23 protein-coding genes and 1 pseudogene are annotated in these 22,870 nt (G+C 71.7%); 14 read left to right on the top strand and 10 right to left on the bottom strand.

All coding sequences use genetic code 11. The annotated features are described in order from the left end of the window. Positions 1-30: 30 nt before the first annotated feature. Both ACFUJR_RS04705 and ACFUJR_RS04710 read left to right on the top strand, forming a co-directional pair. Positions 31-726, top strand: a complete 696-nt coding sequence (locus tag ACFUJR_RS04705; RefSeq protein ID WP_383176400.1) for a GntR family transcriptional regulator — start codon at positions 31-33, stop codon at positions 724-726. A gap of 369 nt (positions 727-1,095) precedes the next feature. Then, positions 1,096-1,746, top strand: coding sequence for a hypothetical protein (locus ACFUJR_RS04710; RefSeq protein ID WP_383176397.1), 651 nt, complete (start codon positions 1,096-1,098; stop codon positions 1,744-1,746). A gap of 91 nt (positions 1,747-1,837) precedes the next feature. On the opposite strand, the gene ACFUJR_RS04715 is transcribed toward ACFUJR_RS04710, so the two are convergent. Next, positions 1,838-2,590: an SLATT domain-containing protein gene (locus ACFUJR_RS04715; RefSeq protein WP_383170199.1), complete on the bottom strand. Its 753-nt coding sequence runs from the start codon at positions 2,588-2,590 to the stop codon at positions 1,838-1,840. A 302-nt stretch (positions 2,591-2,892) separates the two neighbouring features. Between ACFUJR_RS04715 and ACFUJR_RS04720 the strand changes: the two genes are divergently transcribed. The 7 genes from ACFUJR_RS04720 to ACFUJR_RS04750 all read left to right on the top strand — a co-directional run bounded on the left by ACFUJR_RS04720 (position 2,893) and on the right by ACFUJR_RS04750 (position 9,599). Continuing rightward, on the top strand, positions 2,893-3,228 hold the full coding sequence (locus ACFUJR_RS04720) for a YbaB/EbfC family nucleoid-associated protein (RefSeq protein WP_352190427.1): 336 nt from the start codon (positions 2,893-2,895) through the stop codon (positions 3,226-3,228). A gap of 150 nt (positions 3,229-3,378) precedes the next feature. Further along, the gene (gene recR, locus ACFUJR_RS04725; protein WP_383170136.1) at positions 3,379-3,978 is read left to right on the top strand and encodes a recombination mediator RecR; all 600 of its coding nucleotides are present in this window, start codon (positions 3,379-3,381) and stop codon (positions 3,976-3,978) included. A 41-nt stretch (positions 3,979-4,019) separates the two neighbouring features. After that, complete coding sequence (locus tag ACFUJR_RS04730) at positions 4,020-4,682, top strand: DUF5063 domain-containing protein (protein WP_383170137.1); 663 nt, start codon at positions 4,020-4,022, stop codon at positions 4,680-4,682. A 415-nt stretch (positions 4,683-5,097) separates the two neighbouring features. Further along, the gene (locus tag ACFUJR_RS04735) at positions 5,098-6,369 is read left to right on the top strand and encodes an aspartate kinase (RefSeq protein ID WP_383170139.1); all 1,272 of its coding nucleotides are present in this window, start codon (positions 5,098-5,100) and stop codon (positions 6,367-6,369) included. Beyond that, positions 6,366-7,436: an aspartate-semialdehyde dehydrogenase gene (locus ACFUJR_RS04740; protein ID WP_383170141.1), complete on the top strand. Its 1,071-nt coding sequence runs from the start codon at positions 6,366-6,368 to the stop codon at positions 7,434-7,436. Before ACFUJR_RS04735 ends, ACFUJR_RS04740 begins: the two co-directional genes overlap by 4 nt. A gap of 280 nt (positions 7,437-7,716) precedes the next feature. Next, positions 7,717-8,448 (top strand): SigE family RNA polymerase sigma factor, encoded by a 732-nt coding sequence (locus ACFUJR_RS04745; RefSeq protein ID WP_383170143.1) that lies wholly within the window; start codon positions 7,717-7,719, stop codon positions 8,446-8,448. After that, the gene (locus ACFUJR_RS04750) at positions 8,445-9,599 is read left to right on the top strand and encodes a hypothetical protein (RefSeq protein ID WP_383170145.1); all 1,155 of its coding nucleotides are present in this window, start codon (positions 8,445-8,447) and stop codon (positions 9,597-9,599) included. The genes ACFUJR_RS04745 and ACFUJR_RS04750 overlap by 4 nt, the downstream gene beginning before the upstream one ends. A gap of 161 nt (positions 9,600-9,760) precedes the next feature. Here ACFUJR_RS04750 and ACFUJR_RS04755 read toward each other — a convergent pair whose 3' ends face one another. From ACFUJR_RS04755 to ACFUJR_RS04775, 5 genes and pseudogenes are all read right to left on the bottom strand, one after another. Further along, positions 9,761-10,501, bottom strand: coding sequence for an SURF1 family protein (locus ACFUJR_RS04755; protein WP_383170147.1), 741 nt, complete (start codon positions 10,499-10,501; stop codon positions 9,761-9,763). A gap of 22 nt (positions 10,502-10,523) precedes the next feature. Next, complete coding sequence (locus tag ACFUJR_RS04760) at positions 10,524-12,347, bottom strand: S9 family peptidase (RefSeq protein WP_383170148.1); 1,824 nt, start codon at positions 12,345-12,347, stop codon at positions 10,524-10,526. 142 nt (positions 12,348-12,489) lie between these two features. Next, positions 12,490-12,681: pseudogene (locus tag ACFUJR_RS04765) on the bottom strand (hypothetical protein); the annotation flags it as partial. Continuing rightward, positions 12,660-12,878 carry a hypothetical protein gene (locus ACFUJR_RS04770; RefSeq protein ID WP_383170150.1) on the bottom strand — a complete coding sequence of 73 codons (219 nt, stop codon included), beginning with the start codon at positions 12,876-12,878 and terminating at the stop codon, positions 12,660-12,662. The pseudogene ACFUJR_RS04765 and the gene ACFUJR_RS04770, both read right to left, overlap by 22 nt. 94 nt (positions 12,879-12,972) lie before the next feature. Then, a complete protein-coding gene (locus ACFUJR_RS04775; protein ID WP_383170151.1) occupies positions 12,973-14,061 on the bottom strand; it encodes a protein kinase in 1,089 nt (362 codons plus the stop codon). Between the two features lie 198 nt (positions 14,062-14,259). Here ACFUJR_RS04775 and ACFUJR_RS04780 point away from each other — a divergent pair, with 198 nt between their 5' ends. The 4 genes from ACFUJR_RS04780 (at position 14,260) to ACFUJR_RS04795 (ending at position 17,182) form a co-directional block, all read left to right on the top strand. After that, positions 14,260-14,445, top strand: a complete 186-nt coding sequence (locus ACFUJR_RS04780) for a hypothetical protein (RefSeq protein WP_383170153.1) — start codon at positions 14,260-14,262, stop codon at positions 14,443-14,445. A gap of 13 nt (positions 14,446-14,458) precedes the next feature. Continuing rightward, positions 14,459-15,472, top strand: a complete 1,014-nt coding sequence (locus ACFUJR_RS04785; RefSeq protein ID WP_383170155.1) for a hypothetical protein — start codon at positions 14,459-14,461, stop codon at positions 15,470-15,472. Between the two features lie 132 nt (positions 15,473-15,604). Then, positions 15,605-16,042: an NfeD family protein gene (locus ACFUJR_RS04790; protein WP_383170157.1), complete on the top strand. Its 438-nt coding sequence runs from the start codon at positions 15,605-15,607 to the stop codon at positions 16,040-16,042. 30 nt (positions 16,043-16,072) lie between these two features. Then, entirely contained in the window at positions 16,073-17,182 is a 1,110-nt protein-coding gene (locus ACFUJR_RS04795) for an SPFH domain-containing protein (protein WP_383170159.1), read from the top strand. 95 nt (positions 17,183-17,277) lie between these two features. Here ACFUJR_RS04795 and ACFUJR_RS04800 read toward each other — a convergent pair whose 3' ends face one another. From ACFUJR_RS04800 to ACFUJR_RS04815, 4 genes are all read right to left on the bottom strand, one after another. Then, complete coding sequence (locus ACFUJR_RS04800; protein ID WP_383170161.1) at positions 17,278-18,435, bottom strand: site-2 protease family protein; 1,158 nt, start codon at positions 18,433-18,435, stop codon at positions 17,278-17,280. A 431-nt stretch (positions 18,436-18,866) separates the two neighbouring features. Beyond that, entirely contained in the window at positions 18,867-20,288 is a 1,422-nt protein-coding gene (locus tag ACFUJR_RS04805) for a flotillin family protein (RefSeq protein WP_383170163.1), read from the bottom strand. Positions 20,289-20,342: 54 nt separating this feature from the next. Further along, the gene (locus tag ACFUJR_RS04810) at positions 20,343-20,846 is read right to left on the bottom strand and encodes a hypothetical protein (protein ID WP_383170165.1); all 504 of its coding nucleotides are present in this window, start codon (positions 20,844-20,846) and stop codon (positions 20,343-20,345) included. Between the two features lie 284 nt (positions 20,847-21,130). After that, a complete protein-coding gene (locus ACFUJR_RS04815; protein ID WP_383170166.1) occupies positions 21,131-22,192 on the bottom strand; it encodes a PucR family transcriptional regulator in 1,062 nt (353 codons plus the stop codon). A gap of 228 nt (positions 22,193-22,420) precedes the next feature. Here ACFUJR_RS04815 and ACFUJR_RS04820 point away from each other — a divergent pair, with 228 nt between their 5' ends. Continuing rightward, positions 22,421-22,822, top strand: coding sequence for a hypothetical protein (locus ACFUJR_RS04820; RefSeq protein WP_383170168.1), 402 nt, complete (start codon positions 22,421-22,423; stop codon positions 22,820-22,822). The last annotated feature ends 48 nt before the right edge of the window (positions 22,823-22,870 follow it).

Raw genomic sequence — 22,870 nt, forward strand, 5'->3', positions numbered from 1 at the left:
GTCCCAGAGCCGGACGGAGGGGGCCGAACCATGCCCGCGAGCGGAGCTGTCACCCGCAACACCCTGCGGCGGCAGATCGCGGACGCGCTCCGTGACGAAGTGCTCGCCGGGCGTTTGCAGCCGGGTGAGGAATTCACCGTCAAGCAGATCGCCGAGCAGTACGGCGTCTCCGCCACGCCGGTGCGCGAAGCCCTCGTGGACCTCTCCGCGCAGGGGCTCCTCGACTCCGACCAGCACCGCGGCTTCCGCGTGCACCAGTTCACGATCGACGACTACCGCGGGATGGTCGAGGCCCGCATGCTCGTCGTGGACGGCATCTTCCGCCGCCACGACCCGGCCGTGCACGCGCCCGGGCCCGACGTGTCGCGCGGGGTCGCGCTCGTCTCCGTACGGCGCCGGGGCGAGGCGGCGGTGCGCGCGGCCCGCGCCGGTGACCTCGACATCCTCATCGGGTACGACATCCGCTACTGGCGCGAACTGGCCCGGCTGGTCTCCGCCAACGACTACATCGCCGACTTCCTGCACCGCCTGCGGGTCCAGGCGTGGGTCTTCTCCGTGCCGTACCTGCGTTCCGACCGGGATCTCCTCGGCTGGCTGTGGAGCGGCCACGTGGAGCTTGTCGATGCGCTGACCCTCGGCGACGCGGACGCGGCGGTCGCGGTCGTACGGGTCTACAACCAGCAGTCGTTGGAGTGGGCGGACCGCGTGGAGCGCCAGTCCCGCTGACCGGCGGGAGGCCGGTGGGGGCCGGTGGGAGGCTGGTGGGAGACCGGTGGGAGACCGGTGGGAGACCGGTGGCAAACCCGGCGGAGGGCCGGCGGTAGGCCGGGCGGAAGACCGGTTGGAGCAAACCAGGGGGAAGGCCGGTGCCAAACCCGGCGGGACACCGGTGGCAAACCCGGCGGAGGGCCGGCGGGAGGCCGGGCGGACGGCCGGTAGGAACAAGCAGGCGGAGGACCGGCGGGACCGGGCGACGACGCAGGTGTCGCGCGGGTGTCGCGCGGTGCGTCGACGGGCAGGTCACCACCGGGTGTGCGGTGCGGACCGCGCCGACTACCCTGGCCGTCCCTGCAACTGACGGAGAGCGAGCCTCCCTTGGCCTGTGACCTGTGGCTGGTCCCTCTTGTCGACGTGCTGTGCCACAGCCCCGACAATCCCTTCGCCGAAGAGATCGCCGCCTACGACAAGGCCCTGACCTCGTCCGGTCTGCCCACCGTCCCCGTGTACGCCTACATGCCGGGGCTGTCCGGCGATGTCGCGCCCGTCGCCGGGTTCGACTACGACGCCCTGCACTTCCTGCGCCGCGCCTATCTGCTGCACCTGTGCGGCCTGCCCGTCGAGCCGGTCGACGCGCTCGGCGGGGACTACGAGCAGCTCCTGGAGATGTTCGAGGCCACGGCACAGCAGTCCCATCTCGTCTGGCACTACGACCACGCCGGTGCGTACATCCCCGTGGACTTCCCTGCTCCGCTCTCCAACGACGAACTCCTGGAAGGCGGCGGCCCGCTGGGGTCCTCCCACGGGCTGCTGCGGGAGCTGGAGTTCGTCGCCCCCGCGATCGGGATCGACCCGGCCAACCCGCCCGCCGCGCCGCTGCCGCCGGAACGGCCCACCTCGCTGGAGGAACCGGCCGGACCGGTCGCGTACGACGACAGTCCGTTCGCACGCGAGCGCCATGTGTGGCTCGGGCTGCACGCGGCGGCGACCCGGAGCCTCGGCCAGGGCTCGATGATCATCCTGAGCTGACGTCGGCCGACGACGTGCGGTACGTGAGAAGGGCGCCCCGCTCCGGGGGCGCCCTTCTCACGTACCGCACGGGCTACGGACGTACGGCCCGTCAGCGCGGCTCGGGTGGCCGCTGCCTCGGCATGTTGGGGCGGGTGCCCGGCGGAAGGGGGAAACGGGCCGACGGGTGCCCGCCCTCGGGCCGGGACCCGCCCGCCCCCACCGACTGCAGGGCCAGCGGCGTGGGGCCGGAGCGGAACTCGACCATCCAGTCCGCCGTCTCCGCGCGTACGAGCTCCGTCACGTCCTCCGAGAACTTGCGCAGCACCCCCAGGCATCGCTCGGCGGCCTCGCTCGCGGTCCCCTCGGTGGGCCCGAGGACCTCCCGTACGCTCTCCGACGCCCAGTCGAACTGCAGGGTCTGCAGCCTGCGCTGCACCGCCTGTGCCGTCGCCACGTCCCGCATCCAGCCCGACGTCAGCCCGAAGTACCGGTCGCCCGCCAGGCACGCCGCGCCGAGCAGCAGGGACAGGTACCCCCAGCCCGCCGCACCGTCCGCCGCGCCCGTCAGATCGAGCAGCGGCAGCGCGGCGCCGACGACCACGCCCAGCGCCGTACCGAGCCGCAGCGCCCTGGCGCTGCGGCGCTTCCAGACCCGGTCGGACAGGTACCACTCCGCCGTGCTCAGCGCGTGCGACTCGACCCAGCGGTACAGCTCGTCCAGACGCTCCGCGGGCTCGCCCCAGTCGCCGAGCGGGAACGGTGTCCCGGTCAGATCGCGACGCGCGGCCGGCCGCCCGGGCTCTCCCGGTCGTCCCGGTTTCCCGGGCTGCGGCTGAGGCGGCTGCATCTCCGGCGGCTGCATCTCCGGCTGCTGGCTCACCGGGGCACTCCTCTGTTCAGCTCAGCGCTCGTGTCCTTCTGTGACGTGCGGTGCACGTGGTGCCTGCCCTTCCTACCGCCGAATGGTGGGCTGTGGGTCCGGAATCCCGGGATTTCCGCCCGCAAGAGGGTCTTGATCAGGTAGAGGAGCCCGCAGTTTCTCACTCGAAAGAGTTGTGGCGGCAGGCCGGGCACGGACCACGTAGGCTCGGCCGTACCGAACGTCAGTCGTCACATCAGTCGTCCGGATGTCATCCGTATACCGTCGAAATGCCAGGAGTGACCGTGATTCCCGGTGGTGGCCAGCCCAACATGCAGCAGCTGCTCCAGCAGGCCCAGAAGATGCAGCAGGATCTCGCGCGCGCTCAGGAGGAGCTCGCCGCGACCGAGGTCGAGGGCCAGGCGGGCGGCGGACTGGTGACGGCGACCGTGACCGGCTCCGGCGAGCTCCGCGGTCTGGTGATCGACCCCAAGGCGGTCGACCCGGAGGACACCGAGACGCTGGCCGACCTCGTCGTGGCCGCGGTCAAGGCCGCCAACGACAACGCCCAGCAGCTCCAGCAGGACAAGCTGGGCCCGCTGACGCAGGGCCTGGGCGGCATGCCGGGCCTGGGCTTCTGAGGCATTTGCCCGGGCCGTGTGGGCCGCTGAGGCACCTGCCTGGGCCGCCTGGGCCGCCGAGGTGCCCGGGCTTCCGGGGCGCTCGGGCTTCTAAGGCGCCCCCGCAGCCACTACCGTAAGAGACAAGCACTTCTGAGAAGGGCGCTCGCGTTGTACGAAGGCGTGGTTCAGGACCTCATCGACGAACTGGGCAGGCTGCCCGGCGTCGGTCCCAAGAGCGCCCAGCGGATCGCCTTCCACATCCTCCAGGCCGAGCCGACCGACGTACGCCGTCTCGCGCACGCGCTCCTGGAGGTCAAGGAGAAGGTCAGGTTCTGCGCGGTCTGCGGCAACGTGGCGCAGCAGGAGCAGTGCAACATCTGCCGTGACCCGCGGCGGGACATGTCGGTCATCTGCGTGGTCGAGGAGCCGAAGGACGTCGTGGCGATCGAGCGGACGCGTGAGTTCCGCGGTCGCTACCACGTCCTCGGCGGCGCGATCAGCCCGATCGAGGGCGTCGGCCCGGACGACCTGCGCATCCGTGAACTGCTCGCGCGGCTCGCGGACGGGACGGTCACCGAGCTGATCCTGGCGACCGACCCGAACCTGGAGGGCGAGGCCACCGCGACGTATCTGGCGCGGATGATCAAGCCCATGGGTCTCAAGGTGACGCGTCTGGCGAGCGGCCTGCCGGTCGGCGGCGATCTGGAGTACGCCGACGAGGTCACGCTCGGGCGTGCCTTCGAGGGGCGGCGACTGCTAGATGTATGACGACAGGGTCTGCGCGCCCGCGCCCGAAGGAGGCACCCGCGATGTCTGACGCCACACTGCACGCGATCACGCAGGACCCGGACGACTTCGCGGTCCAGATCGCCGACTCGATCGAGTCCTTCATCGTGGCGACCACGGAAGTGGCCAAGGGCGACGAGCCCGACAGCGCGGTGCCCTTCCTGCTTCTCGAGATCTCCCAGCTGCTGCTCGCCGGCGGCCGTCTGGGCGCGCACGAGGACATCCTCCCGGACGAGCGGTACGAGACCGACACGGGTCCGGAGCCGGACGTGGACGACCTGCGCGAGCGGTTCGCGACGATGCTCGACCCGGTGGACGTCTTCTCCGAGGTCTTCGACCCGTACGAGCCGCGCAAGGCGCCCGTACCGGCCCGGATCTCCGACAACCTCGCCGACATCGTCACCGACCTGCGGCACGGACTGGCCCACTACCGGGCGGGGCGCACGAGCGAGGCCCTGTGGTGGTGGCAGTTCTCGTACTTCTCCAACTGGGGCCCGACCGCCTCGGCGACCCTGCGGGCGCTGCAGTCCCTCGTCGCCCACGTCCGGCTCGACCAGCCCCTCGCGGCCCTGGACGGCCTCGACACGGACGAGGACCTGACCGAGGACGACCTCGCCGAGGAGGCGGGGCGCGTCATGGCGGAGGAGATCGCGGGCCCGCTGGGTCTGGACACGCTGAAGAAGTAGCTCCGCGCCACGGCGGGGCGTCCCGGCAGGGCGCCACGGCAGGGCGCCAGCGAGGCGTCTCGGCGGGGCGTCCCGGCAGGGCGCCAGCGAGGTGTCTCGGCGGGGCGTCCCGGCGGGGCGCCAGCGGGACGTCTCGACAGGCGCCACGGCAGGGCGCCGCGACGAGGCATCACGGCAGGCGAGCGTGCGGCGGCCGGTCGGCGGGGTGTGAGCCCGCGCACATCTCGGCCCGCCGCTGCGTACCCCCGGCTCTCCCGGGCAGGCAGACCCACCGGGCGGTCCGGTTCGCCCAGGGCGTGATCACTGACTGAGCGGGACATCTCAGGATGCGATATACGGTCGGCGATTCCGGGCCGCTCGTTAAACTGAGCCGACCGCAGTAATGACTGCGGCTGAGACTGACCGAGGAGCGCACGTGGGCCTTGTCGTGCAGAAGTACGGAGGCTCCTCCGTTGCCGATGCCGAGGGCATCAAGCGGGTCGCCAAGCGGATCGTGGACGCCAAGAAGAACGGCCACCAGGTGGTCGTCGTGGTTTCCGCGATGGGCGACACGACGGACGAGTTGATCGATCTCGCCGAGCAGGTATCCCCGATCCCTGCCGGGCGTGAGTTCGACATGCTGCTGACCGCCGGAGAGCGGATCTCCATGGCCCTGCTGGCCATGGCGATCAAAAACCTGGGCCACGAGGCCCAGTCGTTCACGGGCAGCCAGGCCGGTGTCATCACCGACTCGGTCCACAACAAAGCGCGCATCATCGATGTCACGCCGGGCCGGATCCGTACCGCCCTCGACGAGGGCAACATCGCCATCGTCGCCGGCTTCCAGGGAGTGTCCCAGGACAAGAAGGACATCACCACGCTCGGCCGGGGCGGCTCGGACACGACCGCCGTCGCCCTCGCCGCCGCGCTCGATGCCGAGGTGTGTGAGATCTACACCGACGTCGACGGCGTCTTCACGGCCGACCCGCGTGTGGTGAAGAAGGCGAAGAAGATCGACTGGATCTCCTTCGAGGACATGCTGGAGCTCGCCGCCTCCGGCTCCAAGGTGCTGCTGCACCGGTGCGTCGAGTACGCACGCCGTTACAACATCCCGATCCACGTCCGCTCGTCCTTCTCGGGGCTGCAGGGCACCTGGGTCAGCAACGAGCCGCAAGGGGACCGCAAGGTGGAGCAGGCCATCATCTCGGGCGTCGCCCACGACACGTCCGAGGCGAAGATCACCGTCGTCGGCGTGCCGGACAAGCCGGGCGAGGCCGCGGCCATCTTCCGGGCCGTCGCGGACGCCGAGATCAACATCGACATGATCGTGCAGAACGTGTCCGCGGCCTCCACGGGGCTGACGGACATCTCCTTCACGCTTCCCAAGGCCGAGGGCCGCAGGGCCATCGACGCCCTGGAGAAGGCGAAGGGCGCGATCGGCTTCGACTCGCTCCGCTACGACGACCAGATCGGCAAGATCTCCCTGGTCGGCGCCGGTATGAAGACGAACCCCGGAGTCACCGCCGACTTCTTCCGGGCGCTCTCCGACGCCGGTGTGAACATCGAGCTGATCTCGACCTCCGAGATCCGCATCTCGGTCGTCACCCGCGCCGACGACGTCAGCGAGGCCGTGCGCGCCGTGCACACCGCGTTCGGTCTCGACAGCGACTCCGACGAGGCGGTCGTCTACGGAGGCACCGGACGATGACCCCCAAGCCGACGCTCGCGGTCGTCGGTGCGACCGGAGCCGTCGGTGCGGTCATGCTCCAGATGCTCTCGCAGCACGCGGACGTCTGGGGCGAGATCCGACTCGTCGCCTCGTCGCGCTCGGCCGGCGGCAAGCTGGCCGTGCGCGGTGAGGAGACCGAGGTCCTCGCCCTGAGCGAGGAGGCACTGGAGGGCGTCGACCTCGCCCTCTTCCTGGTGCCCGAGGACATCGCGGCGCGCTGGGCGCCCATCGCCGCGGCCAAGGGCGCGGTGGTCGTGGACAGCTCCGCGGCGTTCCGGGCCGATCCGGACGTGCCGCTCGTGGTCCCCGAGATCAATCCGCACGCCGTACGGGTGCGGCCCCGGGGCATCGTCGCGAGCCCCGGCTGCTCCACGCTGGCGTTGATCGTCGCCGTGGGCGCGCTGCACGCCGAGTTCGGGGTCGGTGAGCTGGTGGTGACCGCCCAGCAGGCCGCGAGCGGGGGCGGGCAGGCGGGTGTCGCAGCCCTGCGCGAGCAGTTGTCGATGGTGGCCGGGACCGAGCTGGGCACGCACCCCGGTGACGTACGGCGGGCCGTCGGCGACGACACCGGACCCTTTCCCGGGCCGGTCGCGCTCAACGTGCTGCCCTGGTCGGGGGAGCTGCGGGAGGACGGCTGGTCCTCCGAGGAGGTGCGGCTGCGCGAGGAGACCCGCAAGATCCTCGGCCTTCCCGGGCTGCGTGTCGCGGCCACCTGTGTGCGCGTCCCGGTGGTGACCGGGCACTCGGTCTCCGTACACGCGCGTTTCGAGCGGCCGGTGAGCGTCGGGCGGGCGCACGAGATCCTGGCGACCTCGCCCGGAGTGGTGCTCTACGACGATCCGGCCGCGGGCGACTTCCCCACGCCCGCCGACGTCGTGGGCACGGATCCCGTCTGGGTCGGGCGTGTGCGCAGGTCGATGGACGACGAGCGGGCGCTCGAGTTCTTCGTCTGCGGCGACAACCTCCGCAAGGGCGCGGCGCTGAACGCCGTACAGATCGCGGAGTCGATCATTCGCCCCGAGCGTCCGGAAATCGACGACGACTGATCGTTCAGCTTTGTAGGATCTGTGGACGACCTGTGAGCAAATCGGCGTCAGGTGCCCCTTGAACTGGGATGACGACATGTTCGACGATGCTCTTCACCCCTTACCGCAACCGGTAGTTGGGTGTGATGCGTCTCTGGGCGCACCCATGTGGTGTGTCGGAGAACGTGCTGTGAAAACGGGGCATTGGGGAAGAACGGGTACGCATGAGGGTTATTGGTGCACCGTCAAAAACGGTGGCGTACTCGTACAACCCTGACGGGGGGACGCGTGTCCAACAGGCGTGGCAGAGGTACTCGACATCGCAGCCGTCGTCCCGCTCCGCGGCACGACAGCGGTCCCCGCGCGAGGGACGCTCACCGTTCCCGCACGCGGCACCGCGGGCTCCGTGGTGCGCCCGCTCAGGCGCCCGCGTCCGGCCGGCGGCATGCCGGTGATCGCCCCCATGCCCGCAGGGACCCGTACGACCGGCGTGTCAGGCATCCCCTCGCCACGCGAGAGCGCTGACGGCGTCGTGTCCGCGGGCACCTCCGTCGACCATCTGACCGAGACCTACCGAGCGCACTACCGCTCGCTGCTCGGTCTCGCCGCGCTGCTCCTCGACGACACGGCCTCCTGCGAGGACGTGGTCCAGGAGGCGTTCATCCGTGTCCACTCCGCGCGCAAACGGGTGCGGGACCCGGAGAAGACGCTGGCCTACCTGCGCCAGACCGTCGTCAACCTCTCCCGCTCCGCGCTGCGCCGCCGCATCCTCGGCCTCAAGCTGCTGTCGAAGCCGATGCCGGACATGGCGAGCGCGGAGGAGGGCGCGTACGACCAGCTGGAGCGGGACGCACTCATCAAGGCGATGCGCGGGCTGCAGCGGCGTCAGCGTGAGGTGCTGGTCCTGCGGTACTTCGCGGACATGACGGAGGCCCAGGTGGCCGAGACGCTCGGCATATCCCTGGGTTCGGTGAAGGCGTACGGCTCACGTGGCATCGCGGCGCTGCGCGTCGCTATGGAGGCGACGGCATGAGCACCGACGACACGAGGCCGGGCGGTACGAGGCCGAGTGGGCTGCCCGACGGCGACCGCGACGACATGGGACACGGGATTGTGAACGACGGGCCGGACAACGAGCGGGCCGACGGCCGCGACGACCTCTTCGGCGGCGACGAACTGACGCTGCGCAGGCTGCTCCACGGCGCGGTGGCCGACCTCGAGCCCACCGACGGAGCCCTCGACCACCTGCGCCGTGCCGTACCCGCACGGCGCACCCGCAAGCGTCAGGCCGTCGTCGGCTTCGCCGCGGCCGCCGTGCTGCTCGGAACCGCCGTCCCCGCCTTCGTGCACGTCGCCAACTCCGGCGGCATCACCGCCGACCAGGCCGTCAACGCCGGTCACGGCGAGCAGGCGCAGGGCGGTACGGGCTCCGAGACCGGTGTCGAGACCGGGGGGAACGGCGGCACGCCGACCGGCACCACCCCTCCGAGCCAGGGAGCCGAGGGCGGGGTCTCCGAGGACTCCACGAACGAGAGCGCGGGCGGCGGCTCGAAGTCCCCGTCCGGGGCCTCGCCGGTGTGCGACGCCGCGCAGCTGGCCGTCAGCTCGGTGCAGGCGGGCGGACCGGACGCCGAGGGGACGGTCTACGGCACCTTCCGCGTGGCCAACGTCTCCGGCGAGGAGTGCGTGGTGAGCGGCGACGGCAGCGTCGGCTTCCAGGCCCTCGGGGCGGCGAACCCGGCCAGGATCTCGGTCGTGGAGCACACCCCCGGGGACGCGGCGAGCGGCCTGCCCGACCCCTCGCAGGAGTCGTCCACGCTGCTCCTGAAGCCGGAAAAGGCGTACGAGGTGAAGTTCGCCTGGGTCCCGGCGGAGACGTGCCCGACCACGGACACGCCCCCGGACCCCGAGCCGACCCCGGACCCCGAGCCGAGCCCGAGCGTGGACCCGACTCCGAGTCCGACGAAGGACGGCGACGGCGCGGCGTCGGGAGCCTCGGGCTCGACCGGCAGCGGTGACGCCGTCGACGGCACGGCCCCTCAGTTCCGCCTGGACGGGACGCCCGCCGACGGCAGCGTCGCGATCAGCCACACGGCCGAGCCCGGCGGCCCCCAGGCGGCCACGACGATCCCCAACGCGTGCGCGGGCACCATCTACCGCACGGGCGTGCTGGACGCGTCGTAGCGCCCCTCCGGGGGCGCGGGTGGGCTGCCCGTGGCCCGGGGGCCGGGGGCGCGTGACCTGTGACCTGTGGCGCGGGGGCCTGTGGCCTGTGGCCCGGGGGCCGGGGCCCGTGACCTGCGGCCCCGGGCCCGTGACTCCCGCGGCCCGGGGCGCTCAGGCGTCTACAGGCCCAGGGCCGCGTCGCGGTGGGTCTCCGCCTCGCGGCGCAGGAGGCGGAACCACATGAAGACGACGAAGCCCGCGAAGACGAACCACTCCGCCGTGTAGCCGAGGTTCTGGAACGCCTTCAGGTCGAGCGACGTGCCCGCCGCGGCCGCCGCCGGGACCGGGGTCAGCCCGTCGGGGGAGTCCGTGAGCGTGATCCACGCGTCGTAGACCTCGTCGGGGACCAGGTTGACCAGCGACCCCGCGCTGATCATGCCGAGCTGGCCCTCCGGGAGGCCGCCCGCCGCGTGGACGCCCTTCGTCCCCGTGTTCTCGGACGCCTGGAGGGCGCCCACCACGGTGACCCGGCCCGACGGCGGGGCCGGTGCCTCCGCACCGGCCGGCATCCAGCCCCGTACGACCGGAAGCGACGTGCCCTCGTCCGTCTTCAACAGGGTCAGGACGTACGCGCCCGCACGGCCCTCCAGCTCACGGTCCGGCACCAGGAACTGCTCCCCGTACCGCCCGCTCGCCTCCGCGTGCCGGCCCGATGTCTCCTTGTCCACCGGCAGCAGCGCGCTCAGCGGCTCGGTCTTCAGCGTGCCCGGATCCGGGGCCTGCTCCGCCTCCCGGTGGGAGTCGACGCGGTCCTCGAACTTGCCCATCTGCCAGGTCCCCATGAAGAGGCAGAACGGGATCGCCAACAGGACGAAGACGTTGATCCCCCACCAGCGGGGCGTTTTCAGGAACCGGTACACCCCTCCACGGTACGCAGCCGCCTCACTCCGCGACCGGCCGGGTCCCCAGGTGACGCGCGGCGAAGTCGAGCTCCAGACGGACCTGCTTGATCCGCTCCTCCACCACCAGCGAGCCGTGCCCCGCGTCGTACCGGTACACCTCGTGGACCGCGCCCCGGGCGCCCAGCCGGTCCACGTAGTTGTCGATCTGGCGGATCGGGCAGCGCGGGTCGTTGACGCCCGCCGAGATGTACACCGGCGCCGTGACCCGGTCGACGTACGTCAGCGGGGACGAGGCCTCGAAACGGTCCGGCACCTCTTCCGGAGAGCCGCCGAAGAGCGTCCGGTCCAGCGCCTTCAGGGCCTCCATCTCGTCCTCGTACGCCGTCACGTAGTCCGCGACCGGGACGGCGGCGAGCCCGACCGACCAGGCGTCGGGCTGCGTGCCGAGCCCGAGCAGCGTCAGATAGCCGCCCCACGACCCCCCGGACAGCACCAGCCTGGCCGGGTCGGCGAGCCCCGAGGCGACCGCCCACTCGCGGACCGCGGCGACGTCCTCCAGCTCGATCAGACCGACCCGGTGCTTGAGCGCGTCCGTCCACTCCCGGCCGTACCCGGTCGAACCCCGGTAGTTGACCCGGACCACCGCGTAGCCGTGGTCCAGCCAGGCCGCCGGGCCCGAGGCGAAGGCATCGCTGTCGTGCCAGGCCGGCCCGCCGTGCACCTCGAAGATCGTCGGGAACGGGCCCTCGCTCTCCGCCGGCCGCTGGACCAGGGCGTGGATACGGCCGCCGGGGCCTTCCACCCAGACGTCCTCCACCGGCACCGACCCGGGCGCCCGCAGGCCGGGCGGGTCGAGGACGACCCCACCGTCCGTCGAGCGCACCTGCGGCGGCTCGGCGGCGGAGGACCACAGGAACTCCACGCTGCCGTCGGGGCGGGTCGTGGCCTCGGACACCGACCCGGCAGGGGTCTCGACCCGTACCAGCGCGCCCGTCGCGATGTCGTACCGCCACAGCTCGCTGCGCGCCTCGAAGCTGTGCACGATCAGCAGGCCGGTGCCGTCCGCGTACCACTCCGCCGAGACGTCGCCCGGCAGCTCCAGCCGGAGATCGGTCTCCCGGCCCGTCGCCACGTCCCACAGCAGCGGCTCCCAGCGGCCCCGCCGCTGGTGCCCGACGAGCAGCCGGGTGTCCCCGTCCACCGGCGCGAAGCCGAGGACCGCGAGGCCCAGCTCCTCCGTGCCGCCCTTGGAGTCGTCCAGCTCGGCCACCAGGGAGGAGTCCTCGGCGCGCAGGACCCGCAGGGCCGAGTGCATGGCGTCGCCGTGCTCCGTGTGCTCGATCGCGATCAGCGAGCCGTCGTGGGAGAGGTCCCCCACCCCGGCCGACTCCCGGTGCCGGTAGATCTCGACGGGCGCCGCCCCGTCCCGCACGAGATGGATCGTCGAACCCTCCTCGTCCGTCGAGCGGCCGACGACCACCGTGCCCTCCCGGCCGATCGCGAGCCCCGCCGGATACGAGGGGGCGAGCCCGGGCACGGCGGGCTCGTCCGCGCCGCCCCCGAAGGGCTGGCGCATCCACACCCCGAACTCGTCCCCGTCCTTGTCCGAGAACCACCAGATCCACCGGCCGTCCGGCGACAGCGTGCCGTCCGTCGTCCCGTTCGGCCGGTCCGTGACCTGTCGCTGCGCGCCGGTCTCGCGGTCCCAGGCGTACAGCTCGTACGTCCCCGTCGCGTTGGACACGAAAAGCGAACGGTCGGGCGCCTCCTCGGCCCACTCGGGAAGGGACACGCGCGCGGCCCTGAACCGCTGCTCCCAGGCGGGGACGTCGGAGGTGTCGGTGAACTCGTTGCTCTCGGTCATGGCCCCCATCATGCTCCGATCCGCCGACAATCCGTTCGCCTCGTCCGCAGCCTGTGGATAACTCCGGGCGCTGTCGGCCGCGGACCCCGTCGATCCGGATCACCGCACGCCCGCCCGCCAGATCCACTGTCGAGCGGTGCGGAGGGGCGCCGTCCTCCTCGTCGTCCCGCAGGACGAGGGCGCTCTGCCGCTCCTTGAACCGCTCCGCCTGCCCTGAGAGAACGTGGCGGCGGCCCCGCGCGTCGACGACGTGACCACGGCCGACAACTCCCGTACCGACGTGGCGACTCCGACGGTCTGTCGAGTCGGTGGTCAGCCTCCGGAACCGTCCGATGCCGACCCTGCCCGGGTTGCCCGTCCGGGCGCCCCGCCGAGTGTCTTCGACAGCCGGCTGCGGACGACGGCGGTGATCACGGCGCCCACGACGGCGGCGGCGCCGAGGCCCAGGGCCAGCACGGACGGGCCGGAGTCGGAGACGACCTCGGGGGGAACGGTGGCCGCCGCCTCGGCGACTGTCCGAAGGGGGTGCATGTCACCAGGGGACCGGACCGGGAGACGCAGGGCCAGTCGGCGGACCCCGTTCGGGTCACGGCGCGTCCCGTGGAGCCCGCGCGGCCCGGCCGGCTCACGACAGCCAGGCCATGCCGATCAGCAGGAAGACGACGAAGGCTATGCCGCCGGCGACGGCGGCGGTCTTCCTGGGGCGCCGCCGGGAGAGGGCCGCGAGGCCGCTCTCGCCACGGCGCGCCTGCCGCCGGGGCGGCGCGGCGGCCCGGGACCCGGGCTCAGGCCGGGAGGAGCGTGGCTGGGACCGCGGCTGCTGCGATCGGGGCTGCGCCCTCGGCTGGGGCCGGGACGGGGGCGCCGCGTGCGGTACGGGCCGGTGCGGGGGCTGCGGATGCTCGCGCCACGCGCCCGAGGTGAACCAGTCCGAGATCGCCTGGGCCGGAGGTCTCTGCTCCGGTTCCTTCGCCAGCAGCGTGAGCAGGTACGCCTCGAACGCGGCGGGCAGCCCCACCCCGAGCTGTCGGGGCGGCGCGGGCGGCGTGTCGATGTGCTGGTACAGCAGGGCGGTGGCGGTGTCGCCCTGGAACGGCGGCCGTCCGGTGAGCAGTTGGTACAGCACACAGCCGAGCGAGTACACGTCGGACGCGGGCGACGCGGTCCGGCCGAGGGCCCGTTCGGGGGCGAGGTAGAGGCCGGTGCCGACGATCTGGCCCGTGGTCGTGAGCGCGGCGGAGGGGTCGTCGACGAACCGGGCGATCCCGAAGTCCGCGAGCTTGACGGTCCCGTCCCCGTCGACCAGCAGGTTCCCGGGCTTGATGTCCCGGTGCACCACGCCCTCCCGGTGCGCGGCGGCGAGCCCGGCGGCGGCATGGGCGGCCACGACGGCCACCCGCTCCGCCGGCAGCACCAGGGGAGGCCCCCCGGGCTCGGAGGCGAGGCTCGACCCCTCGACCAACTCCATGACGAGGTACAGCTTTCCGTCCCACGTACCGAAGTCGAAGACCCCGACGACATGCGGATGACTCAGCCGCGCGGCGGTCTGCGCCTCCAGCCGGAACCGCTCGGCCGCGGAGGGATCGGTCTCGTGCCCCAGCATCAACTTGACCGCGACCGACCGCCCGAGCACCTCGTCGGTGGCCTGCCACACCTCGCCCATGCCGCCACGGCCGACGCACATGTGGAGCCGATATCGGTCCGCGACCAGCACCTGAGACCCAGCCTTTCGACGGTCGACAACCTGAGAGGAAGCACGCGTCGCCGTACTGCGCCGTCCGGCACCGATGCGGGTATCAGGGTAGAGCCGCTTGATCGACTTCCCACACGCACCCTGGCCCCACAGGCGGTCCCGGAAATCACTCAGGGGCCTGATAGCGTCCTCGACCGGATCAGCGGGGGAAGGGCGCGAATGCCCGGCATACGGGGGCGCACATGGCGCCTCTACGCAGTCGTCGGCGGGACGCCCGCGTCCGTCGTCGCCGGGGGCGTGCCGACCAGGCGTACACGCTCCGTACCGGACGTCTTCGCCGAGCGCTCCGCCGCTGCCCACCGCTGCGCCGCGCCCGCCGCGCGCACGACCACCACGGCACCGTGACAGGGGGAGAGAAGTGATCGGACGACGGGCCAAGGCGGGCGGGGGAGCGCTCGTCCTGGCGCTCACGGCCGGCGGGTTGATCTGGGGCCTCGGCCTGCGGAGTGACGACTCGGACGAGGTCCCCGCCGACACCTGCCGGGGCGCGCTGGCGGTCGAGGAGGCCGGGACGTTCTTCGGCGGAGCCGACCTGGAATTCGACGGCGACACCGGGGAATGGGTGGGCCACGAGACCGAACACTGCGCGGCATGGGCCCGCGGCCGGAAATCCAGTGGCGTGCAGCTCAGCCTGAGCATCCGCCCCGCAGCGGCCCACCGCGCCAGCGGTGCTGCGGAGAACGCCTCGGCGACGCCGATCGGATTCGGCTGGAACGGCTCCTTCGCCGTCAGGGACCGGCCCGAAGCCGCCGTCCTCGTCGACTGTGCCCCGCTGCCGGGCAAGGGCCTCCTCGTCCTGGCCCACGCGCGCCAGGACACCGAGGAACTCACCGACGCCCAGGTGCTTCAAGTGGCCCGGTTCACCACCGAGTCGGCCCGCCGCGCGGCGGAGCGCTTCGGCTGCGAGGGTGCTCTCGGCCAACGCCCCTCCTCCGTCGACCGCACCGGATGGCAGTCGCGCCCCGTCGCCCGGGCGGAGGGAACCTGCCGCGGCGTCGTCAGCTCGCGGGACGCGGCCCGGCTGGGGCTCACGACGGGGTCGGAGAAACCGGCCGGACGCGCACTCACCGAGGAGTGCTCCGTGAAGCTGCCGACCAAGGGCCACCACGTCCGGCTGACCGCGTACTACGGGCCCTCCGCCCAGCAGGAGATGTACCTGGACCGCCGCTACCCCGGCAGCGTGAAGGGCGCCGTCATGCGGTCGCACGACTGCGGGGGCGGCCTGGGGACCGCGTACTTCAAGTTCGAGGAGTTCCCGAGGCCGGACGCCGAGAAGGGGGTGCGTGGCAGCGTCGGCGGTGAGGACGTGGAGCGGCTGCTCACTGGCTTCGCCACCGCCTCCGGGGCTCGGCACGGTTGCCCCGTGGCCTGACCACCGGCGACGAGGGTGACCTCCGGTCGGCATCGGGGCGACGTGATCACAGATCGCGCTGGTTCGGCAGTTTCTGTACGGGTTTCGGGTGGGTAAGTGATGGATAGGGTTCCCCAGAGGGAGGCTGATTCGATGCCGTGGCTCGTATGGCTGCTCGCCGCCGCGGCGCTCGGTGTCGCGGAGTTCCTCACCCTGACGCTGGTCTTCGGGCTGCTGGCGGGTGCCGCCCTGGTCGCCGCCGTAGTCGCCGGTGTGGGCGTCGGCCTTCTCGGACAGCTCGTGGCGTTCGGGGTGGCGGCGGCAGCGGGTCTCCTCGTCGTGCGTCCTGTCGCGCTGCGGCAGATGGCCCAGGCGCCCCTCTCCCGTGAGGGCAGCGATGCGCTGATCGGCAAGCGGGCCGAGGTCATGCAGGAGGTCACCGCGAGCCGCGGTCTGGTCAGGATCTCCGGTGAGGAATGGTCCGCTCGCGCTCTCGACGAAAGCCTGGTGATCCCGGTGGGAGCGCTGGTGGATGTCATGGAGATCGAAGGCGCGACGGCTGTCGTCTACCCCCGCGAACTCCTGCCGTGAACGGCTGAACACGTCCCCGACGGAGGAATTGTGGATCCGTTTGTCATCCCGATTCTCGTGGCGGCGATCGTCGTCGTCTTCCTCGTGGCCGCCACGGTGCGGATCGTCCCGCAGGCGCGCCGCTACAACATCGAGCGGTTCGGCCGGTACCGGCGGACGCTGCAACCCGGCCTGAACTTCGTGGTGCCGGTGGCGGACCGGGTCAACACCAAACTCGACGTGCGTGAGCAGGTGTATTCGTCCGCTCCCAAGCCGGTGATCACCGAGGACAACCTCGTGGTGAACATCGACACGGTGCTCTACTACCAGATCACCGACCCGAGGGCGGCAGCCTACGAGGTCGCCGACTACCTGCATGCGATCGATCAGCTCACCGTGACGACGCTGCGGAACGTCATCGGCTCCATGGACCTGGAGGAGACGCTCACCTCCCGTGAGGAGATCAACGCCCGGCTCCGGGCCGTCCTCGACGACGCCACCGGCAAGTGGGGCATCCGGGTCAACCGCGTCGAGATCAAGGCCATCGATCCGCCGGCCACGATCAAGGAGGCGATGGAGAAGCAGATGCGGGCCGAGCGGGACAAGCGCGCGGCCATCCTGCACGCCGAAGGGGAGCGGCAGGCCAAGATCCTCACGGCGGAAGGTACGAAGCAGAAGGACATCCTGGAAGCCCAGGGCACGCAGCAGGCCATGATCCTGCGTGCGGACGGTGAGGCGAAGGCGGTGGAGCGGGTTTTCCAGGCCGTTCATCGCAACAATGCCGACCCGAAGATCCTTGCGTACAAGTACCTGGAGACGCTTCCGCACCTGGCGAAGAGCGACAACAACACGTTCTGGGTGATCCCGGGCGAGCTGACCGAGGCGGTTCGCGCCGTCACCCACGCCTTCGGCGATCATTCGACGACGGGTCTTCCCACATCCGCGCGACCGGAGGAGTCAACCGCCACCGATGCCGAGGGCACGGCGGACGAAGACGGGGCCCCGGAGCTGGAGGCGGGCTCGCCGCTCTCGCTCGACGCTGCCGCGGCTGCCGACGAGGTCGCGAAGCAGGCCGCCGCCGTAGTGAGCGACGCGAAGGCCGAGGCCGAGGCCGTGAGGGCGTCCGAGGTGCCGGGCCGGGGACAGACGTCCGGCGATTGAGCGCCGACGGCGAGGGCTCCTGGAATCCTGACGCCACCCCGCCGCGGTCGACGGGGCAGATGGAGGGGCGTCCCGCCGTTTGACGACCACCCGGTTCACAGGTCGTCCGTCTCCTTGTTCGGAACACCGCTCGTACCGCGGAGTGAGTGGCGCTGGACGAGGCGGGCGATGTCGCGCGTGGTGATGATGCCCACCAGGACACGGCCGTCAGTCACGAGGATCCGTATGCCGCTCCTGCTCGGGCGGGCCTTTTCGAGTACGTCTTCCAGGAGGTCGTCCGGCGCGCAGGTGGTGCACTGCGTCAGCGGGGTCGCCACATCACGTACGCGCAGTTCCCCGCGCTGCGTCACGGGGATCCTCGCGAACTGCGACAGGTCGACCAGGCCGTTGGGGCGACCGTCGAAGTCGATCAGAGGCAGCGTGGAATGGCGGGCCCGCAGAGCGACGTCGTCGACACAGCGTTCCACGGTGAGCCAGTCGGGGCAGGTCTCCACGGGGCTGGACATGGCGTCGGCCGCTCGCACCCCGCGCAGGGCTGTGGCCATACCGGCCTGCCGCCGCTCCGCGCCTGCGACGATCAGGACGAAGAACCCGATGACCAACAGCCACAGGCCACCCAGGGCACCGCGCAGGATGGAGACCCAGCCGCCGGCGATCAGCAGGAAGCCGAGTACCTGGCCGCTGCGTGCGGCCGCTCGCTCGGCCCTCTCCCGGTCTCCGGTACGCCACCAGATCACCGACTGCACCACACGCCCTCCGTCCAGGGGGGCCGCGGGCAGCAGATTGAACACACCAAGCAAGAAGTTCACCCACGCCAGCCACACCAGGACGGCGGCCGGTACCGCCCAGTGGAACAGCGCGTTCACCCCGACTCCCGCACCGAGCGCCGCCGCGCCGACGACGAAGCTGGTGAGCGGCCCGCCGACGGCCACCAGGAAGGCCGCGCCGGGCGTGCGCGGCTTGCCCATCTGGGTCATCCCGCCCAGCGCCCACAGGGTGACGTCCTGGACGGGGATGTCCTTCCTCCGGGCGATGATCGCGTGCGCCGCCTCATGCGCCAGCAGGCTTCCGATGAGCAGCAGCGCCCCCACCAGCCCGGCGACCGTGTAGGTGGCGGGCGACCGGTCCGGAACCCAGACGGGGAGGCTCTGGCTTCCCAGGCTGTACGCGAAGAGGACCACGAGCAGGGGCACGGTCCAGTGGATGTGCAGCGGCACTCCGAGGACCCGTCCGATCCGTACCGAGCCGTTCATCGCCGTCTCCCATGGCTCAAGCAGGCGGTCTTCCGTCCGAGCCGCAGGCTCCTCGGGACGCTCCCGGTGAGGGGATCGGTACGGTGTCCGCCTACTCAAAGTGTTGCTCGCCGGGCCGGCGCATGGGGTCCACCCACGAGCTGCCTTCGCACAGAGAGCCTGGCAACTCGCTCGCTGGACGGCTGGACGCAGGCCGCCCGGGCCGCCCGGGCGGCCGGGGCGGGAGCCGGTCACCCGCGCGGAGTCTTCGTCCGAGCACGACTCCTCGGCCACCGCCTGGGCGGGGGAGGACACGAGCGGCACGGCGCCGGCGACGAGCGCCGACAGGCCGACGAGTCCGACGAGTACCGCCCCCATACGTGGCCGCCCGTTCTCGTACGGCTCACCGTGCCGAGGAGCTCGTGTCACGCGGCCCCCGTCGGTCTCCTGTCTCAGTCGGTGATCTCGACCTGCGCGCTCGTCGTGGTCGGCACCGCCGCGGGCTCCGTCTTGCTGGTGATGCCCTGGAGGAGGGCGGCGAGGTCGACTCCGGTGGTGGAGGAGAGGAGTTCCATGCCTTGAGCGACGTTGTCGGTGACCGTACGGGACAGCCGGCTCGCCCCGTCCGTGGAGATGACGGTCATCTTGTCGATGGCCGACAGCGGCTCGGCCGCCTTGGCGACGACCTGAGGCAGGACCTCGACGAGCATCTGCAGGACGGCCGCGTCGCCGTACTGCGCGAAGGCGTCGGCCTTCTTCCGCATGGCCTCGGCCTCGGCGGAGCCCTTGGCGGCGATGGCGGCGGCCTGGGCCTCGCCCTCGATGCGTACGGCGTCGGCGAGGGCCGCGCGCTGCGCCTTCTCACCCTCACCGGTCAGGCGGGCGCGCTGGGCGTCGGCCTCGGCCTCCTTGACCAGGGCGATGCGACGGGCCTCGGCCTCCTGCTCGGCCTGGTAGCGGGCGGCGTCGGCGGGCTTGCGGACCTGGGTGTCGAGCTGACGGTCGGTGAGCGCTGCCTGCCGCTCGGCGACCTTCTCCTGCTCGGCGAGGATCTGCTGCTGGCGGTCGGCCTCGGCCAGCGGACCGGCGGCGTTGGCCTGGGCAGCGGCCTCGTCGGTCTGGGCCTTGATCTCGGCCTGCTTCAGGTAGAGGGTCCGCTGCGCGACCGCGATCTCCTCCTCCGCCTTGAGCCGGGCCTGCTCGGCGGCGCGGCGGGCGACGGCCTCGGCGATGTCGGCCTCCTGCTTGGCGCGGGCGGCCTCGGGGCGGCCGAGGTCCTCCAGGTAGGAGCCCTCGGTGGTGATGTCCTGGATCTGGAAGGCGTCCAGCACCAGGCCCTGACCCGACAGGCTCGCCTCCGCCTCCTCGGCGACCTGCCCGGCGAACGCGGCCCGGTCGCGGATGATGTCCTCCACCGACATCCGGCCCACGATGGACCGCAGCGCGCCGGAGAGCACCTCCTGCGTGAAGCCGACGATTCCGTCCTGCTGCATCAGGAACCGCTGGGCGGCGGCCCGGATCGAGTCCTCGGTGCCGCCGACCTTGACGATCGCGACGCCCTCCAGGTTGGCCTTCACACCGCGCAGCGTGACGGCCCCGCGGACGGCGACCGGAATGTGCCGGCTGGACAGGTCGAGGGTGAACTTCTGCTGCACGAACGGTACGACGAAGACGCCGCCGCCGACCACGACCTTCTGGCCGCTGTTGTCGGTGAACACCCGACCGGTCTGCGGATCGGTGGCCTGCTTGCCGCGCCTGCCGGTGATGATGAACGCCTCGCTCGGGCCGGCGACCTTGTAGCGCGTGATGACCACGAGGCCGAGCAGGACGACGAGTACGACGATGCCCACCACAGCGGTGAGAACAGGGCTCATGACGCACATCCTTGAAAGCGGAGCCGAAGAAACAGAGCAAGCGGGGGAGAGCGGTCAGCGCTCGACGGGGCGTACGACGACCGAGGTCGGCGAGAGCACCGACTCGACCCACACCTCGACGCCTCGCGGAACCGGGCCGGACGCCTTCGCCGCGTACTTCACCGGCTGACCGCCCAGGTAGAGCAGCACCTCGCCGTAGCCGTCCCCCGGAATGGCGGTGACGACCGACCCCGAAGTGCCGGTCAGGTCCTCGCCCCTCGGCGCGGGGGCGCCGTCGCGCATCAGCGCCCGGCTGAACTTCCCCGTCAGCCAGGCCACGACGACTCCCGCGACCACGCCCGCACCGGTGGCGCCACCGGCCCCCGCACCGGTGACCCCCATCGTGATCGCCCCCGTGAACCCGAGGGCCGACACGAATCCGGCGATCACGGGCAACGACAGAAATCCGTCAAGGCCCCCGCCGAGACCGTCGAGCACCCCCTCCAGTACCCCGTCGAAGACCAGGCACACGACCAGCAGTACCAGACCCGCGATGCCGAGACCGAGAAACCAAGCCATGTCGCCGCCCCCTCGGGTTTCACGCAGATGCGGGTGAACTTCTGCCCGTCGACGAATGTTCCCATGGAACCGCACATGAGTTCACTGCCGGGGTCCGGCACTCTTTGCGCGTTCTTGATGCCGCTGACGCGCGCCCGTCGCCTCCGACACGACCGAACCGAGGCGACGCGATCCACCGCCTGGTCCAGGGCCGGATGTTCCGCCTCCCCGACCACGAGCGGGTCGGTCCGGGCAGGAGTCCTGCGGCGCGTGCCCGACCGGCGCCGCCGTGTCGCGCCCAGCGGTCAGAGTTGCCGGCCGGGCCATCCGAGGAGGCGGGCCCCCACGACGGCGGTCTGGAGGGTGTAGCGCTGGGCGGGGTCGCTCGGGTCGGCGCCCGTCAGCTTGTTGATGCGGTCGAGCCGGTAGGTGACGGCGCGGACACTCAGGGAGAGACGCCGGGCGGTCTCGGCGGCCACGCAGCCGGTGTCGAAGTACGCGGTGAGGGTGTCGAGGAGCGGCTCGGCGCCGCCGCGGGCCTGCTGGAGCGGGCCGAGCGCACTGCGTACCAGGTCGGCCATGGCCTGCCGGTCACGGGTGAGGACCGGGTAGACCAGGAGGTCCGCGGCGTGCAGTACCGGGTCGTTCAAGTCCATGCGGTCGGCGAGGTCGAGGGCGTTCAGGGCCTCCTCGTACGAGTGGACGACTCCACCCGCTCCGGAGTGCGGCCGGCCGATCGCGACCTGGCCGCCGTCGGTGGCGGCGTACGCCTGCTTCGCGAAGTGGGTGAGTACGTCGGGCTCGTCGGCGGGCGCGACACAGATCAGCCGGCCGTCCTTGGTCGTGAGGAGGATGCGGCGGTTGCCGAAGCGGGCGACCAGCGAGGACTCGACGGTACGGGAGACCAGGTAGCCGTCGGCGTACGGCTCCGGTCCCTGGGCGACGGCCACGGCGTGGGCGTGGGACAGGAGCAGCCCGAAGCGTTCGGCCCGCTCGGCGAGGCGCCCGAGATCGCTCCTTCCGTAGAGCAGGTCATCGATGAACTCGCGTCGCGCCGCCTCTTCCTGGCGCACCGCCAGGAGCTGTGCCCGCTCGTGCCCTTCGGCGAAGGCGTCGATGGCCTGTTCGACGGCTGCCAGGAGCCGTTCGTCGGCGGTGCGGGGGAGCCTGGCCTGGGCCTGTCGTGCCGTCGCGAGGTGGGCGCGGACGAGAGGGCGCAGCCCGATACCGGCCTCCGCGGCCTGCTCCCCCCGGGCCCGCAGGCCCTCCAGCTCCTCGCGCGTCAGTCTCCTGCCGGTGGCGCAGACGCCGGCGAGGATCTCGGCGTACCCGTCGAGGTACTCCTGCACCGTGTTCTGTTCCGTCAAGGCCCCTCCCCGGATTCGTACGCGCCGTTGACGAGTTCCTGACGCGGAGACCCAAGGGTGACATGCCTTCAGTGAGGGGTCGCCACCGGCATCAAGACGGTGTCAAGACTGCCGGGTTACGGCAATGCGATCGGGGTTGCCGCTGCGGCAGGATGGTCCTGCCGGAGAAGTGGGCGCGGTTGTGATGCCGGGCGCCGGAAACCATGATGTGTCGGGAGGGGGCAGCAGATGGATGAGTGCCTGAGCGCTGCCGTCGGCTTTCCGACGATGCTGTTCGGTTCCGCCCTGGTCGTCGTGCTCGGGTTCTGGCTGCTGGTGCTGTCCGGTGTGGCGCATCGAGGGGCCTTCGACTCCGACGTGGACGCCGAAGCGCTGCGGCTCGGCGGAGTGCCCGTCGCGGTGTCGGCCTCTCTCCTCGTGGCGGTCGGCTGGGCCGTGAGCCTTTCCGGCTCGGTACTGCTCCATCGCGTCGACCTGCCGGAGGCCGCGGCTTCCCTGCTCTCCGTACTCCTCCTGTTCGTGGCCCCGTTCGTCTCCTGGCGCGCGACGAGGTGCCTCGTCCGGCGGCTGGCGAAGTTCTTTCCTGAGGAACCCGGGCCGTCCCGGCCCGACTTCGCCGATCTCACCTGACCCGACGCTCTCCCTGGCGGTTCGTTCAGGAAAGCCGCCCACCACACT

This window comes from Streptomyces sp. NPDC057271 (assembly GCF_042668715.1).
Classification (GTDB): domain Bacteria; phylum Actinomycetota; class Actinomycetes; order Streptomycetales; family Streptomycetaceae; genus Streptomyces.